Below are 15375 nucleotides of genomic sequence, written 5' to 3'. Positions count from 1 at the left end.
GGTCAGCGATTCTTGGCGCGCAGCTTGGAGAACAGCCCGCCGTGCCGGCCGTTGGCAGCGAGCGTGGGCACTTCCTCACCGCGGGTGCGGGCCAGCTCGACGAGCAGCTCGCGCTGGGCTTCGTCGAGTTTGGTGGGCACCACGACGTCGATGTGCACGTGCAGGTCGCCGCGGCCGTCGACGCGGCCCGACGAGCGCAGCCGGGGCATGCCCTTGCCGGTGAGCACGAGTTCGGTGGCCGGCTGGGTGCCCGGTTCGATGTCCAGCTCGTAGTCGCCGTCGACCAGCGTGGCGATGGGCACCGTCGCGCCGAGCGCCGCGGTGGTCACCGGGATGCGGAAGTTGCAGTGCAGCTCGTTGCCTTCGCGGACGAACACCTCGTGCGGGGTCTCGTCGATCTCCACGTACAGGTCGCCCGCCGGGCCGCCGCCGGGCCCGACCTCGCCCTGTCCGGACAGCCGGATCCGCATTCCGTCGCCCACGCCCGGCGGGATCTTCGCGGTGACGTTGCGCCGGGCCCGGACCCGCCCGTCGCCGCCGCACTGGCGGCATGGGTCCGGGATGACCTCGCCGAAGCCGCGGCACACCGGGCACACCCGGGCGGTGACGACCTGGCCGAGGAAGGACCGCTGCACCGACTGCACCTCGCCGGCACCGCCGCAGGTGTCGCAGGTCTTGGTGCCGGTGCCGTCGGCGGCGCCCGCGCCGCGGCACAGGTCGCAGACCACCGCGGTGTCCACGGCGATCTCGCGGTCCACGCCGAGGGCGCACTCCTCGAGGGTCAGCCCGAGCCGGATCAGCGCGTCGGAACCGGGCTGCACGCGGCTGCGGGGACCACGCCCGCGACCACCGCCGCCGCCCGCGGCGCCGAAGAAGGCGTCCATGATGTCGCCGAGCCCGCCGAACCCGGCGAACGGATCGCCGCCCCCTCCCCCGCGCGCGCCGGAGTCCATCGGATCGCCGCCGAGGTCGACGATCTTGCGCTTCTGCGGGTCGGAGAGCACCTCGTAGGCGGTGGTGACCTCGCCGAAACGGTGCTGGGCGTCCTCCGACGGGTTCACGTCCGGGTGCAGCTCACGGGCCAGCTTGCGGTACGCGCGCTTGATCTCCTGATCGCTCGCGTTCTTGGCCACCCCGAGGATCCCGTAGTAGTCCCTCGCCACGTTGCTTGCCTTCTCCTTCGTCTTTCCGCACTGGCCGCCGGTCAGCGGCCGGACAGGATCTGCCCCACGTAGTTGGCGACCGCGCGGACCGCCGCGATGGTGCCGGGGTAGTCCATCCTGGTCGGCCCGACGACGCCCATCCCCCCGAGCAGCATGTCGTCCCGGCCGTAGCCGATCGACACGACCGAGGTGCTGCGCATCTGCTCGTCCTCATTTTCCTCGCCGATGCTCACGGTGACCGCACCGGGGTTGCGTGCCGCCGCGAGCAGCTTGAGCACCACGACCTGTTCCTCGAGTGCCTCCAGCACCTGGCGCAGCGAACCCGGGAAGTCCGCGACGTTGCGGGTGAGGTTCGCGGTGCCGCCGAGCACGATCCGCTCCTCCGGGTGCTCGGCCAGGGTCTCCACCAGCGCCGTGCAGATCCGGATCAACGAGTCGCGCAGCTCCGCGGGCGCCCCTTCGGGCAGGTCGGCCACGTTGACCGCGGCGTCGGTGAGCCGCCGCCCGGCGAGCGCGCCATTGAGCACCGTGCGCAGCCGCAGCACGGCCTCCTCGGTGATCACGTCGCCGAGGTCGACGGTGCGCTGGTCGACCCGGCCGGAATCGGTGATCAGCACGAGCATCAGCCGGGCTGGGGTGAGCGGGACGATCTCCAGGTGGCGCACCACGGTGTTGGTCAGCATCGGGTACTGCACCACCGCGACCTGCCGGGTGAGCTGCGCGAGCAGCCGCACCGAGCGGCGCAGCACGTCGTCGAGGTCGGTGCCGGAGTCCAGGAAACTGGTGATGGCCCGCCGCTCGGCCCCCGAGAGCGGCTTGACCTCGGACAACCGGTCGACGAACAGCCGGTAGCCCTTATCCGTGGGGACCCGCCCGGCGCTGGTGTGCGGCTGGGCGATGTAGCCCTCCTCCTCCAGCACCGCCATGTCGTTGCGCACGGTCGCGCTGGACACCCCGAGGTTGTGCCGCTCGACGATCGACTTCGACGCGACCGGCTCCTGGTTGGAGACGTAGTCGGCGACGATCGCACGCAGCACGTCGAAGCGTCGTTCATCGGTGTTCGCCACCCGCACCTCCTCCTGGTCGTCCCGGGCGCTCACGACAAGTTTACGGAAACCCCGGGTGCGGCGTACCCAACCCGGCCCCCCAGGGTGTCGGCAAAGTCGGCGTGAGGGGCCCTGCGCCGACCGCGGAGGTCCGTGAAGGTCCGTGAAGGGGCCCTTCACGGACTCTGGGTCTGTGAAGGGCCCCTTCACAGACCCGAGACAGGTCCGGCGCACAGCGCGAGGTGGTCGCGTATCTCGAACACCTCTGCTTCGCCCGCTGCGGGGCGCAATAGATCGAGATGGCAGGTGCCGTCGATGATGACGCGGCCGCCACGGCTCACTCTGCTGATCACGGGTCCTCGACCAACTTTGCCGGGACCCTGACCCGGCCCCCCGGCTGCGCCAGGCTCCGGTAATCGAGGGGTAAACGACGATCAAGAATGGCGGACCGAAAGGGAGCCGCCACCCGGTTTTCTACCTCCTGGAGAAACCGTGTCCCCCATTCGAAAGCAGTTTCCCCCATGGACGCACAGGAATCCGAAATCGGGCGGCGCGCCGCGGAAGCGCAGGAACGCCTCAAACACGTCGCCGCGACCGCGTCGAGCACGGACGGCGCGGTCGCCCTCACCGTGAACACCGCCGGTGCGCTGCAGAAACTCTACTTCGGCGCGTCCGCGGACGAGATGCCGCGCGCCGCAGCGGCCGCCACCGCACGCCGTGCGCAGGTCCGGGCGGCCGAGCGGCTCAGCGACATCATGGCGCCGGTCATCGGCGAGCACAGCGGGCGATGAAATTTCTCGAAGAACAGATTCCGAAACCGGAAGAATCGGAAGAAGAGGCGGACTCCGGAGACACCCATCCGCAATTCCGTGCGAGACCGGCCACGCACGCCACGGACGACGGCTACTTCGGCAACGGCCCGCTGCCGAGGAGGGACTGACCGGTGCCCGACGGATACCAGGTCCACCTGGGCTCGCTACGGCAGCACCGCGGCGACGTGCAGGACATCGCCAAGGGCGTGCACGCCGCCGCCTCGGCCTGTGCCGTGGGCGATCTCTCGTTCGGCCTCGTCGGCCTGCCGTTCGCGTAGGTCATGGAGCTGTTCACCGGTTCGGCCGGGTCTTCATCGGCCTGGTCGCGACGGCAGCCGACGATCTCGCCACCAGTGCCATCGACGGGACCGGAAAGGAGAGCCCGGCAGGGTGTCGGCAAAGTCGGTGTGGAGGTCTGTGAAGGGGCCCTTCACAAGACGCCGAAAGGCTGTGAAGGGGCCCTTCACAGACTCAGAGTCCGTCAAGGGCCCCTTCACAGACCTGAAGCCGGTCCGGCGCACGCCACGAGGTGGTCGCACACGCCTCCGCATCGCCCGCTGCCGGGTCCCCGACCAACTTTGCCGGAACCCTGGGAGAGCCCGGCATGAGCGGCAACCCGCTGGTCGCGACGGCCGAGTCGCCGTCCGGCGCGATGACCGGCATGGGGTCCTCGGACCACGAGCTGGACAATCTCAACGCGCAGAGGTGCGGCCCGCGTCTCCCATTGGGACCTGGTGGTGGGTGGGAAGACCTACGACATCTCCCAGGCGTGGTTCGATCGGCTCCAGCCGGACCGCGCCAACACCGTCGTGCTCATCCCGCGCGGCAAGATCGTCGTGGACGCCTTCCCCGCCTGATCCGGCGGTGCCCCGGCGCGGGACCGGGGCACCGGCGGGTCAGGAGTTCTTCGGGAAGCCCAGGTTGATCCCCGTGTGCGAGGTGTCGGGCCAGCGGGAGGTGACCACCTTCGTACGGGTGAAGAAGTGGAATCCCTCCGGGCCGTAGGCGTGGCTGTCGCCGAACAGGGAGTCCTTCCAGCCGCCGAAGGAGTAGTAGCCGACCGGGACCGGGATCGGCACGTTGACGCCGACCATGCCGACCTCGACCTCGCTCTGGAATCGGCGGGCGGCGCGGCCGTCGCCGGTGAAGATCGCGGTGCCGTTGCCGTACGGGTTGGCGGCGATCAGTGCCAGCGCGTCGTCGAAGCCGGCGGTGCGGGCGACGGACAGGACCGGGCCGAAGATCTCGTCGGTGTAGACCGACATGTCCGGGCGGACGCGGTCGAACAGGGTCGGGCCGAGCCAGAAGCCGCCCTCCCCACCCGCGGCCCGCACGTCCCGGCCGTCGACGACCAGCTCCGCACCCTCGGCCACTCCAGCGTCCACATAGGACGAAACCCGCGCGTGGTGCGCGCGGGTGACCAGCGGCCCCATTTCGGAGGCGGGATCACGGCCGTCACCGACACGCAGACCGTGCATCCGTTCGGCGATCTTCGCGACGAGCTCGTCGCCGATCGGGTCGACCGCGACCACCACCGACACCGCCATGCACCGTTCGCCCGCCGAGCCGAATCCGGCCGAGACCGCGGCGTCCGCGGCCTGATCGAGGTCGGCGTCGGGCAGCACGACCATGTGGTTCTTCGCGCCGCCGAGGGCCTGTACCCGCTTGCCGTTGCGGGTGCCGGTTTCGTAGACGTAGCGCGCGATCGGCGTGGACCCGACGAAGGAGATCGCCTTCACGTCCGGGTGTTCCAGCAGGCCGTCCACCGCGACCTTGTCGCCGTGCAGCACGTTGAACGCCCCGTCCGGCAACCCGGCCTCGGCGAACACCTCGGCCAGGAACACCGCCGCCGACGGGTCCTTCTCACTCGGCTTGAGCACCACGGTGTTCCCGCACGCCAGCGCGTTCGGCACGAACCACAGCGGCACCATCGCCGGGAAGTTGAACGGCGAGATCACCCCGACCACGCCGAGGGGCTGCGCCATCGAGTAGACGTCCACATTGGTCGAAGCGTTCTCGCTGAAGCCGCCCTTGAGCAGCTGCGCGGCGCCACACGCGTACTCGACGTTCTCGATCCCGCGGGCGATCTCCCCCGCCGCGTCGGACTCGACCTTGCCGTGCTCGCTGGTGATGATCTTGGCCAGCTCGTCCTTGCGGGCCTGCAGCAGCTCGCGGACCTTGAACAGCACCCGGGTCCGCCCGGCCAGCGAGGTTCCCCGCCAGCCCGGCAGCGCGGCCGAGGCGGCGGCCACCGCCCGCGCCACCTCCGCGTCCCCTGCGAAGTCCACCTGCGCGCGGACCTGCCCGGTCGCCGGGTCGAACACGTCGCCGGTGCGCCCGGCCGTGCCCGGCACCGGCTTTCCGTCGATCCAGTGGCTGATGCGGTCGGTCACGACGTCCGCTCCTTCTCCTCGGGAATGCCTCCGAGTCTCCGGGCGTACGGCACGCGCGCGCCATCCGCAACGTGTACGGACTCCCCCGCGCGGCCGTACAGTCTGTGCCTGCCGGCCGGAAAGGAGACCCGAGGACCCGATGTACCCGACGATCGCCGAGGTGCTCGCGCTGCCCGCACTCCGAGGCGGCAACCCGCGCGTGGTTGCCGGCAACACCGGGCTGGACCGTCCGGTGCGCTGGGCGCACGTGGCGGAGATCGCCGAGATCGCGCCGCTGCTGCGTGGCGGCGAGCTGGTGCTGACCACCGGGGTCGCGCTGCCCGACGACGGCGCGTCTCTGGCCCGTTACGCCGCCGACCTCGCCCAAGTCGGCGCTGCGGGGGTGATCGTGGAGCTGGTGCGGCATTGGAACGACCGGCTGCCGCGCGCCCTGGTCACCGCCGCCGAAGAGTGCGGTCTGCCACTGATCACGCTCTCCCGCGAGACGCGCTACGTCGCGGTGACCGAGGCCGTCAACGGGATGATCGTCGACGCCCAGGTCGCCGAACTGCGCGCGGCGGAACGAGTGCACGAAACGTTCACTTCGCTCACCGTCTCGGGTGCCGAGCCTGAGATCGTGCTACGCGAGGTGGCGCGGCTGACGGAGCACCCGGTCGTCCTGGAGACGCTCGACCACGAAGTCCTCGCCTACGACGCCGCCGGCTCCGACCCGGGTGAACTGCTGACCGGATGGCCCGGCCGTTCACGCGTCGTGCAGGTCGGCGAGCGCACTGGCTACCACCCGGGCTCAGGCTGGCTGGTGACCGTGGTCGGGGCGCGCGGGCACGACTGGGGACGGCTGATCGTCGTGTGCACGGAAAGCCCCGAAGCACCTCCTCACCGGCACCGTGTAGTCGCCGAACGGGCGGCGTCGGCGCTGGCCGTGTACAGACTCGTCGCAAGGGATTCCGAGACACTCGAACGGCATGCGCACCGCGCGGTCCTGACGGAGCTGATCGCTTCGCCGACGCCGTCTGCGGAAATCCTCGCACGTGCGTCTGCGCTCGCCGTGCCGTTGACCGCGCGACGGTTAGTCGGAGTGGCCGTACGTCCGCGGATCGCTGCCACAGCACAGCAATCGCTCTCTACGCCGCCTTTGCTGCGTGAGCTGTCCGAAGCGATCGCGCTGGCCGCGCGGCGGGCGAAGGTGTCCGCGCTCGTGGCAACGGACGACATGGCTGTACGCGCACTGTTGTCGCTGTCCCCCGAAGCCCACGTCGACGCTGTATTGAGCCGCTTGGCCGCCGACATCCACGACGCTCGGGCCAGCGCCCCCGCAGTGGTCGGCGTCGGCACCGTCGTGACAACGCCTGCGGAAGCACATCGCACGTTGGTGGAGGCTGCGCAGGTCGCCGCAGCGGCTCTCGACGAAGGCGCCGAAGGGCCGTTTCACCGGCTCAAAGACGTACGGCTGCGCGGGCTGCTGCACCTGTTGGCGGGCGACGAGCGAGTCAGCGCCTTCGCCGCGCGCGAGCTGGAACCACTGCTACAGCGCGACGCAGCCTCCGGTAGCCGGCTGGTCTCGGCGTTGCGGCATTACTGCGAGCAGGGCGGCAACAAGTCCGCCGCCGCAGCCGCCGCGCATACGTCGCGTACGGCGTACTACCAGCAGCTGGCCCGGATCGAACAGGTACTCGGAGTGCGACTGGAAGATCCGGAGTCAATGCTGTCACTGTACGTAGCGCTGCTTGCCCATGATCTGACCACGGCCACACGTCCGAGGGAGAAAAGCCACCGGGAAGAGGGGCACAGTTAAGGGGTCCGATCTGCCGATAGCCGTTCCATGGTCTTTTCTACCTTCGCGGCGATCGCCGCCTGCCTGGTCGGGCTCAGCAGCCTGACCGCACCGCCGCAGCCCGCGTCGAGCCTCGAACTGAGCCTGCACGAGACCTCCGGCCGGGTCGTCACCGCCTCGCTGACCTGCGAGCCCACCGGCGGCACCCACCTGCACCGCGACACCGCCTGTGCCACCCTCGCCCAGGTGCACGGCGACCTGGCCAAGATCAAGCCCCGGCAGCAGAAGTGCACGATGATCTACTCCCCGGTGGACGTCACCGCGACCGGCACCTGGCAGGGCAAACCGGTGGCCTTCCGCGCCACCTACCCGAACAAGTGCGCGGCGGACAGCCAATCCGACGGCGTGTTCGCATTCTGACCGCGGCGAACCGGGCCGAGTGCTCCGGCCCCGGCGACCGCGAAGGTGCGATGGCTGGCCGTGAAGGGTCCCTTCACGGACTCTGAGTCCGTGAAGGGACCCTTCACGGATCTCCGCAGCCCGTGAAAGGCACCTTCAGAGCCTTCGGATGGTCGGCATCCGCCGGGGCGGCCAGGCGGGTGAACCGTGGAGAGCCGGTGGAGAGCATTAGTCTCAAAGTGTGACGCAGATCATGCACCGAGGGGTGGCTTGGCCGCAATCGACAGACTGCGCCAAGGGCAGGTCAACCTTGAACAGTCTGCCTCTGCCCAGTACACCCGCGCGGCGCGCACCATTCCGCAATGGAACCGATCACCCGCGGCCACGAGGAGCCGGGCGACCCGGAGCTGCGCGGCAGCCGGTTCTACAACGACGAGCTGGCCCCGGTCCCACCGGAAAAACGCACCTGGAGCACCTACAACTACTTCGCGCTGTGGATGGGCATGGCGCACAACATCCCCAGCTACGCACTCGCCGCCTCGCTCATCGCACTCGGCATGAACTGGCTGCAGGCCCTGCTCACGATCACCATCGGCAACCTGATCGTGCTCGCCCCGATGCTGCTCAACAGCCATGCCGGCACCAAATACGGCGTCCCGTTCCCGGTGTTCGCGCGTGCTTTCTACGGGCTGCGTGGCGCCAATCTCGCGGCGCTGCTGCGTGCGTTCATCGCCTGCGGCTGGTTCGGCATCCAGACCTGGGTCGGCGGCGAGGCGATCTACGTGATCGTCGGCAGGCTGGCCGGCTCGGGCTGGCGGGATTCGGCGATCATCGCCGGGCAGCACTGGACGCTGTGGCTGTCCTTCGCGGTGTTCTGGCTGGGCCAGATGCTGATCATCTGGCGCGGTATGGAGGCGGTCCGCCGGTTCGAGAACTGGACCGCGCCGCTGGTGTCGGTCGGGTTCCTGATCCTGCTGGGCTACGTGCTGGTGAAGGCGGGCGGGCTCGGCCCGATCCTGCACGACAGCGGCAAGCTCGGCTGGGGTTCGGAGTTCTGGAAGGTGTTCGCGCCGTCGCTGATGGCGATGATCGCGTTCTGGTCCACGCTTTCGCTGAACATGCCGGATTTCACCCGCTTCGGCGGCAGCCAGCGCAAGCAGATGCGCGGGCAGATCCTCGGGCTACCGACCACGATGACGTTCATCGCGATCGTGGCCATCCTGACCACGTCCGGCGGGCACGTGCTCTACGGGCAGGACATCTGGGACCCCGCCCAGCTCGCGGACCGGTTCGACAGCCCCGTCGTGGTGGTGGTCGCGCTGATCGCGCTGGTGCTGGCCACCGTTTCGGCGAACCTGGCGGCCAACGTGGTCAGCCCGTCCTACGATTTCTCCAATGCCTTCCCGAAGCGGATCACCTTCGCGCTCGGCGGCCTCATCACCGGGGTGATCGGGATCCTGATCCAGCCGTGGCGGCTGTACTCCGATCCGGACATCTACATCTACGCCTGGCTCGGCTTCTACGGCGGCGTGCTGGGCGCGGTCGCCGGGGTGCTGGTGGCCGGGTACTGGGTGGTCAACCGCACCCGGCTCAAGGTCGCCGACCTGTATCTGCCGGGCGGCGCCTACTGGTTCACCGCGGGCTGGCACTGGCGGGCCGTGGTGGCCACGGTTCTCGGCGCGGTGCTGGCAGTCGGCGGCGCTCACGGCGGCCCGTTCCCTGCCGAAGGGCTGATTCCGTTCCTGAAACCGCTCTACGACTACAACTGGGTGGTCGGCCTGGCCGGCGCGTTCGCCGGCTACCTGCTGCTCAGCCTGCCCACGACGAAGGAGGAGAACCGTGAGCAACCTGGTCCGAGCCGGATTGATCCAGCAGCGCTGGACGGGTGACAAGGAGTCGATGATCGCCAATGCCGTCGAGGCGATCGGCACGGCGGCTTCGCAGGGCGCGCAGGTGATCTGCCTGCAAGAACTGTTCTACGGCCCGTATTTCTGCCAAGTGCAGGACGCCGACTACTACTCCTACACCGAGGCGATCCCGGACGGCCCCACCACGAAGCTGATGCAGGAGATCGCCGAGCGGCACGGCGTGGTCCTCGTGGTGCCGATGTACGAGCAGGAGCAGCCGGGCGTCTACTACAACACCGCGGCGGTGATCGACGCGGACGGCAAGTACCTCGGCATGCACCGCAAGAACCACATCCCGCAGGTCAAGGGCTTCTGGGAGAAGTTCTACTTCCGTCCCGGCAACCTCGGCTACCCGGTGTTCGACACCGCGGTCGGCCGGATCGGCGTGTACATCTGCTACGAGCGGCACTTCCCGGAGGGCTGGCGCGCGCTCGGGCTGGCCGGTGCGCAGATCGTGTTCAACCCGTCCGCGACCAGCCGGGGGCTGTCGGAGTACCTGTGGCGGCTGGAGCAGCCCGCGGCCGCGGTGGCGAACGAGTACTACGTGGGCACGATCAACCGGGTCGGCGTGGAACCGCTGGGAGACAACGACTTCTACGGGCAGTCGTACTTCGCGGACCCACGTGGCCAGCTGGTCGGCGAGGCAGCCTCGGACTCCGAAGAGGAGATCGTGGTGCGCGATCTGGACATGGACCGGCTCGCCGAGGTGCGCGATCTGTGGGCGTTCTACCGCGATCGCCGCCCGGACAGCTACGGACCGCTGACGGAGGCCTGATGAGTACGCTGATCCACGGCGGCCAGGTCGTCTCGCCGTCCGGCGCGGTCACTGCCGACGTGCTGGTGGACGGCGAGACCATCACCGCGGTGGGCGCACCTGGCACGCTCACCGGTACCGAAAGCATCGACGCGGCCGGAAAGTACCTGCTGCCTGGCGGTATCGACGCGCACACGCACATGGAAATGCCTTTCGGCGGCACCCAGTCGGCAGATACCTTCGGGACCGGCACCGCCGCCGCGGCCTGGGGCGGCACCACCACGATCATCGACTTCGCGGTCCAGGCCAAGGGCACCTCGCTGCAGTCCACATTGGACAAGTGGCACGCCAAGGCGGACGGCAACTGCGCGATCGACTACGGCTTCCACATGATCATGTCGGACGTCAACGATTCGACGCTGAAGGAAATGCGCGTCTGCGTGGACGCGGGCGTCGGCAGCTTCAAGATGTTCATGGCCTACCCCGGCGTGTTCTACTCCACCGACGGGGAGATCCTGCTGGCCATGCAGCAGGCGCGCGAGATCGGCGCGACGATCATGATGCACGCCGAGAACGGCATCGCGATCGACCAGCTGGCCGCGCAGGCGTTCGCAGCCGGCCGCGTCGAGCCGGTACAGCACGGGCTGACCCGGCCCCCGGAGCTGGAAGCTGAGGCGACGTCGCGGGCGATCCGGCTCGCACAGGTGACCGGGGCACCGCTGTACATCGTGCACCTTTCGGCCGCACAAGCCCTTGCCGCAGTGGCGGAAGCTCGCGACAGTGGGCAGAACGTGTTCGCGGAAACCTGCCCGCAGTACCTCTATCTGTCCATTGAGGACCTGGCGAAACCGGGCTTCGAAGGTGCCAAGTACGTCGCGTCACCACCGTTGCGGGAGAAGTCCCACCAGGGCGATCTCTGGCGCGGGCTGCGCACGAACGACCTGGCCGTGGTGTCCACCGACCACTGCCCGTTCTGTTTCAAGGACCAGAAGGAACTGGGCCGGGACGATTTCCGTGCCATTCCCAACGGCATCCCCGGCGTCGAGCACCGGATGGACCTGCTGCACCAAGGCGTGGTGGCCGGTGAGATCTCGCTGGGCCGATGGGTCGAGACCTGCTCGGCGGCGCCCGCGCGGATGTTCGGCCTGTACCCGCGCAAGGGCGTGCTCGCCGCCGGTTCGGACGCGGACATCGTGATCTACGATCCGTCGGCGACCCAGACCCTCTCCGCGGCGACGCACCACATGAACGTGGATTACTCGGCGTACGAAGGCTTCGAGCTGACCGGGAAAGTCCACACAGTACTGTCGCGTGGCCGGATCGTCGTCTCTCCCAGCGGGTACGCCGGGTCCGCCGGGCACGGCAGGTTCCTCTCCCGCGATCTCAACCAGTACCTGAATTGAGGGACGAGCATGGATTTCGGGATAGTGCTGCAGACCGACCCACCCGCCGCCGAGGTCGTCCGGCTGATGAAAGCCGCGGAAGAGCAAGGATTCCGCTACGGCTGGACGTTCGACTCGGCCGTACTGTGGCAGGAGCCGTTCGTGATCTACGCGCGGATCCTGGCGGAGACCTCGTCACTGATGGTGGGGCCGATGGTGACCAGCCCCGGCACCCGGGACTGGTCGGTGCTGGCGTCCACTTTCGCCACCCTCAACGACATGTACGGCAATCGCACGGTGTGCGGGATCGGGCGGGGCGATTCGGCACACCGGGTCGTCGGGAAACCACCGTCCACTTTGGCCACCGTGCGCGACTGCATGCGGACGGTGAAAGACCTGGCCGAGGGCCGCGAAGTCACCATGGGCGACACCGCGGTCCGTATCCCCTGGATCCACGGCGGGCGGCTGGAGATGTGGATGGCCGGCTACGGCCCGCGAGCGCTCAAGACCGTGGGCGAGCACGCCGACGGCTTCATCCTGCAATGCGCCGACACGGCCATCGCCCGATGGACGATCGGTGCGGTCCGTGCCGCCGCCCGTGCCGCGGGCCGGGATCCGGCCGGGATCACCATCTGCGTCGCAGCGCCCGCCTATGTCGGCGAAGACCTGCCACACCAGCGAGAACAGCTCCGCTGGTTCGGCGGGATGGTCGGCAACCATGTCGCCGACCTCGTTGCCCGCTACGGCGAGAACAGCACGGTCCCCCACGAACTCACCGACTACATCCGCGATCGGGAGGGTTACGACTACGCCCACCACGGCCGCGCCGGAAACCCGTCCACCGGCTTCGTCCCGGACGAGATCGTCGACCGCTTCTGCCTGCTCGGCCCGCCTGCGGCGCACGTCGCGCGCCTGCAGGAACTCGCGGAACTGGGCGTGGATCAGTTCGCGCTGTACCTGATGCACGACGAACGGGAGGAAACCCTTTCCGCATACGGGGAACGAGTGCTGCCGAAGCTCACGGCGTGAACGGCGCTCAGTCCACAAGCGCCTGGTACACCAGCTGCCGCAGCTCCTGACGGATCGGATACGTGCTGGAGGGCAGCAGCTGGGTGTAGAAGGCCACCGTGAGGTCTTCGTCCGGGTCGACCCAGAACGCGGTCGAGGCCGCCCCGCCCCAGGCGTATTCCCCCGGCGTGGACAACGTTTTCGCCTTGATCTGGTCGATCAGCACGGAGAAGCCGAGGCCGAAACCGAAGCCGTCGAAGGGCATCTCGGCGAACAGCGGGCGCCCGTAGGCTTCGAGGTCCACATGACCGGGCAGGTGGTTGGCGGTCATCAGGTCGACCGTGCGCGGCGCGAGTATCCGCACCCCGTCGAGTTCCCCGCGCCGCAGCAGCATCTGCGTGAACCGGTGGTAGTCGGCCGCGGTGGAGACCAGGCCGCCACCGCCGGAGAAGCAGTCCGGGCGCCGGGTGCCGACCGCGCCGAGCTGGTCGCTGCGCACGATCCGCCCGGTCTTCGGCGTGGGCACGTACAACGCGGCCAGCCGGTCGTGCTCCGCGGTCCAGAACCCGGTGTCGGCCATGCCGAGCGGGCCGAAGATCCGCTCGGCGAACACCTCGTCGAGCGGCTTCCCGGTGAGTACCTCGACCAGCCTGCCGAGCACGTCGGTGGCGACCGAGTAGTTCCATTCGCGGCCCGGCTGGAACACCAGCGGCTGCTTGGCCCATTCGCGGCTGCATCCAGCGAGGTCCAGACCAGGCGGATTCTCCCATTCGAAGCCGGCCGCCCGGTACCTCGCGTCGACCGGGTGCGTGTAGTGGAATCCGTAGGTCAGGCCCGCGGTGTGCGTGAGCAGATGCCACAGCCGGATCGGCTCGGTGGCGGGCTCGGTGACCGGGGCGAGCGCGGGTCCCTTGACGTAGACCCGTGGTTCGGCGAACTCCGGCAGCCATCGGGAGATCGGGTCGGTGAGGTCGATCCGGCCCTCCTCGACGAAGGTCATCGCGGCCACCGAGGTGACCGGCTTCGTCATGGAGAAGATGCGCCAGAGCGTGTCCGTCTCGACCGGGGCGCCCGCTTCCACGTCGCGCTTCCCGGCCGAGGCCACGTGCACGATCTGCCCGTGCCTGCTCACCACGGCGAGGAAACCGGGAAGCAACCCATCCTCGACATACCGGGTGAAGTGCCGATCGATCCGCTGGAGCCGCACCTCGTCGAAACCCGCCTGCGCGGGATCGACCGTGACTTCCACCTCGGTCATGACGGCGACCTTACGCCGATTCGATCACCCTGCGCTCTGCTGCCTTTTCCGCTCGCCAGGCCTCGTCGTCCTTGCCCTCGCGCCAGTATCCGGACAGCGACACCGCATCCCGTGCGACACCGCGCTCCTCGAATAGGTACCGGCGCAATTCCCGCACGAACCCGGCTTCGCCGTGAACAAAAGCCTGCACCTCGGCGCTTCGCCACGGCGCCGCCTTCACCTCGGAGACCAGATCCGCGCCGGCGGACCGGTGCAGCCAGGTCACCTGCGCCTCGGCCTTCGTGACCAGCGGCTGCTCTTCGGCAGCGTCTTCGACGAGCACGAACACCTGCGCCGGCACTCCCGAGGGCAGCGCTTCCACGGCCGAGGCAATCGCGGGCAACGCCGACTCGTCACCGACCAGCAGGTGCCAGCCTGCTTCCGGGCTCGGCGCGTACGCCCCGCCTGGGCCGGCCAGCAGCAGCTCGTCACCGGGCCGCGCTCGCTGCGCCCACGGACCCGCGAGGCCCTCGTCGCCGTGCACCACGAAGTCGAGCACCAGCTCGCCTGCCGTCGCGTCGTAGGAACGGACCGTGTACGTGCGCAGCCGCGGGGCGTGCTCCCGTGGCAGCTCCTCGCGGATCCGCTGCAGGTCGAACGGTTCCGGGTACTCGACGCCGGGCACTTCGAAGATCACCTTCACATACGCGTCGGTGAACTCGTTCGGCCGGAAATCGGCCAGCCCGGCGCCCCCGGCGACGATGCGGATCATGTGCGGCGTGAGCTTTTCCGTGCGCAGGACTTCGAGCCGCACGGCCGGCCTCCCCTTGCGTGCCGGAGCTTCGGCCATCGGACACCACCATTCAGTAAGGCTTGCCTAATCCCTACCCACCGTACGCGCTGATCACCCGCTCTGCCCAGCCCCCGCCGGATCGGTCACCCGGGTGTTCTGGAAAGCCGTGACGAGCCAACCCTCCGGACCGCGGACCAGCGCGAAGGTCAGAGTGCTCGCCCGCCCCTCGGCCAGTGGGAACCGGACGTCCGCTGAACCGAAACCGGGGAGCTTCGCCCCGCAACGGCCCGTCGAACCGCTCGCGGTGCGAGCGCTCGATCAGCTCCCGTCACAGGAACTCGTCATGCGGACGGCACTGAAGGTGCTCACCGAAGAAGGCCTCGCCGCGGTCTCCATGAGGCGGGTGGCACAGCGGCTGGAAACCGGGCCGGCGTCGCTTTACGCGTACGTCTCCGGCAAAACGGCTCCAGATCGCCGCGATGATGGCCTATCCCGGCATTGCGACGGTCGCGTGGAACACGCCGGTGCCGATCACACCCAACTCGCTGCGCCGAGGCGAAGCGCTGCTACGCGCCGCAGGACTGGACCTGAAGCAAGCAGCGTTCGCGAGTGACGCGCTCAGCACGTACGCGAAGGCGTACGCGTACGAAGCGAGCAGCTGGACGCTCGGCGAATACGGCGCTTAACGCGTCGCCGAACGAAGCCGG

15 protein-coding genes and 1 pseudogene are annotated in these 15375 nt (G+C 69.0%); 10 read left to right on the top strand and 6 right to left on the bottom strand.

Annotated features, from left to right (window positions below; translation table 11 throughout):
* Window positions 1-2: 2 nt before the first annotated feature.
* The 3 genes from dnaJ to ATK36_RS32555 form a co-directional block, all read right to left on the bottom strand.
* Window positions 3-1163: a molecular chaperone DnaJ gene (gene dnaJ / locus ATK36_RS27570; protein WP_098514129.1), complete on the bottom strand. Its 1161-nt coding sequence runs from the start codon at window positions 1161-1163 to the stop codon at window positions 3-5.
* A 41-nt stretch (window positions 1164-1204) separates the two neighbouring features.
* Window positions 1205-2230: a heat-inducible transcriptional repressor HrcA gene (gene hrcA / locus ATK36_RS27565; protein ID WP_098515222.1), complete on the bottom strand. Its 1026-nt coding sequence runs from the start codon at window positions 2228-2230 to the stop codon at window positions 1205-1207.
* A gap of 185 nt (window positions 2231-2415) precedes the next feature.
* The gene (locus ATK36_RS32555) at window positions 2416-2562 is read right to left on the bottom strand and encodes a hypothetical protein (RefSeq protein WP_170069932.1); all 147 of its coding nucleotides are present in this window, start codon (window positions 2560-2562) and stop codon (window positions 2416-2418) included.
* Window positions 2563-2730: 168 nt separating this feature from the next.
* Here ATK36_RS32555 and ATK36_RS33970 point away from each other — a divergent pair, with 168 nt between their 5' ends.
* Together ATK36_RS33970 and ATK36_RS32550 are read left to right on the top strand one after the other, a co-directional pair.
* A complete protein-coding gene (locus ATK36_RS33970) occupies window positions 2731-3000 on the top strand; it encodes a YbaB/EbfC family nucleoid-associated protein (protein ID WP_245915235.1) in 270 nt (89 codons plus the stop codon).
* Between the two features lie 152 nt (window positions 3001-3152).
* Window positions 3153-3299, top strand: a complete 147-nt coding sequence (locus ATK36_RS32550; protein ID WP_170069931.1) for a hypothetical protein — start codon at window positions 3153-3155, stop codon at window positions 3297-3299.
* 618 nt (window positions 3300-3917) lie between these two features.
* Here the strand turns inward: ATK36_RS32550 and ATK36_RS27550 are convergent.
* Window positions 3918-5414 (bottom strand): CoA-acylating methylmalonate-semialdehyde dehydrogenase, encoded by a 1497-nt coding sequence (locus tag ATK36_RS27550; protein ID WP_098514127.1) that lies wholly within the window; start codon window positions 5412-5414, stop codon window positions 3918-3920.
* A gap of 139 nt (window positions 5415-5553) precedes the next feature.
* Between ATK36_RS27550 and ATK36_RS27545 the strand changes: the two genes are divergently transcribed.
* The 6 genes from ATK36_RS27545 (at window position 5554) to ATK36_RS27520 (ending at window position 12659) form a co-directional block, all read left to right on the top strand.
* Entirely contained in the window at window positions 5554-7209 is a 1656-nt protein-coding gene (locus tag ATK36_RS27545) for a PucR family transcriptional regulator (protein WP_098514126.1), read from the top strand.
* Between the two features lie 27 nt (window positions 7210-7236).
* Complete coding sequence (locus ATK36_RS27540) at window positions 7237-7608, top strand: SSI family serine proteinase inhibitor (protein WP_098514125.1); 372 nt, start codon at window positions 7237-7239, stop codon at window positions 7606-7608.
* A gap of 341 nt (window positions 7609-7949) precedes the next feature.
* Window positions 7950-9476 carry an NCS1 family nucleobase:cation symporter-1 gene (locus tag ATK36_RS27535; RefSeq protein ID WP_098514124.1) on the top strand — a complete coding sequence of 509 codons (1527 nt, stop codon included), beginning with the start codon at window positions 7950-7952 and terminating at the stop codon, window positions 9474-9476.
* Window positions 9427-10269, top strand: coding sequence for a nitrilase-related carbon-nitrogen hydrolase (locus ATK36_RS27530; protein WP_098514123.1), 843 nt, complete (start codon window positions 9427-9429; stop codon window positions 10267-10269). Before ATK36_RS27535 ends, ATK36_RS27530 begins: the two co-directional genes overlap by 50 nt.
* On the top strand, window positions 10269-11651 hold the full coding sequence (gene hydA, locus ATK36_RS27525) for a dihydropyrimidinase (protein ID WP_098514122.1): 1383 nt from the start codon (window positions 10269-10271) through the stop codon (window positions 11649-11651). The genes ATK36_RS27530 and hydA overlap by 1 nt, the downstream gene beginning before the upstream one ends.
* A 9-nt stretch (window positions 11652-11660) precedes the next feature.
* Window positions 11661-12659, top strand: coding sequence for a TIGR03842 family LLM class F420-dependent oxidoreductase (locus ATK36_RS27520; RefSeq protein WP_098514121.1), 999 nt, complete (start codon window positions 11661-11663; stop codon window positions 12657-12659).
* Window positions 12660-12666: 7 nt separating this feature from the next.
* Here the strand turns inward: ATK36_RS27520 and ATK36_RS27515 are convergent, their stop codons facing one another.
* Together ATK36_RS27515 and ATK36_RS27510 are read right to left on the bottom strand one after the other, a co-directional pair.
* Window positions 12667-13896 carry a serine hydrolase domain-containing protein gene (locus ATK36_RS27515; RefSeq protein WP_098514120.1) on the bottom strand — a complete coding sequence of 410 codons (1230 nt, stop codon included), beginning with the start codon at window positions 13894-13896 and terminating at the stop codon, window positions 12667-12669.
* Between the two features lie 10 nt (window positions 13897-13906).
* Window positions 13907-14725 carry a siderophore-interacting protein gene (locus ATK36_RS27510; protein WP_098514119.1) on the bottom strand — a complete coding sequence of 273 codons (819 nt, stop codon included), beginning with the start codon at window positions 14723-14725 and terminating at the stop codon, window positions 13907-13909.
* Between the two features lie 286 nt (window positions 14726-15011).
* Here ATK36_RS27510 and ATK36_RS34495 point away from each other — a divergent pair.
* Window positions 15012-15074 (top strand): annotated as a pseudogene (locus ATK36_RS34495) (hypothetical protein); the annotation flags it as partial.
* A 118-nt stretch (window positions 15075-15192) separates the two neighbouring features.
* On the top strand, window positions 15193-15354 hold the full coding sequence (locus ATK36_RS34490; protein ID WP_342752104.1) for a hypothetical protein: 162 nt from the start codon (window positions 15193-15195) through the stop codon (window positions 15352-15354).
* Window positions 15355-15375: the final 21 nt, after the last annotated feature.

Origin of the sequence: Amycolatopsis sulphurea (genome assembly GCF_002564045.1) — a bacterium.
GTDB lineage: Bacteria > Actinomycetota > Actinomycetes > Mycobacteriales > Pseudonocardiaceae > Amycolatopsis > Amycolatopsis sulphurea.
This window is presented reverse-complemented; position numbering and strand designations above follow the sequence as displayed.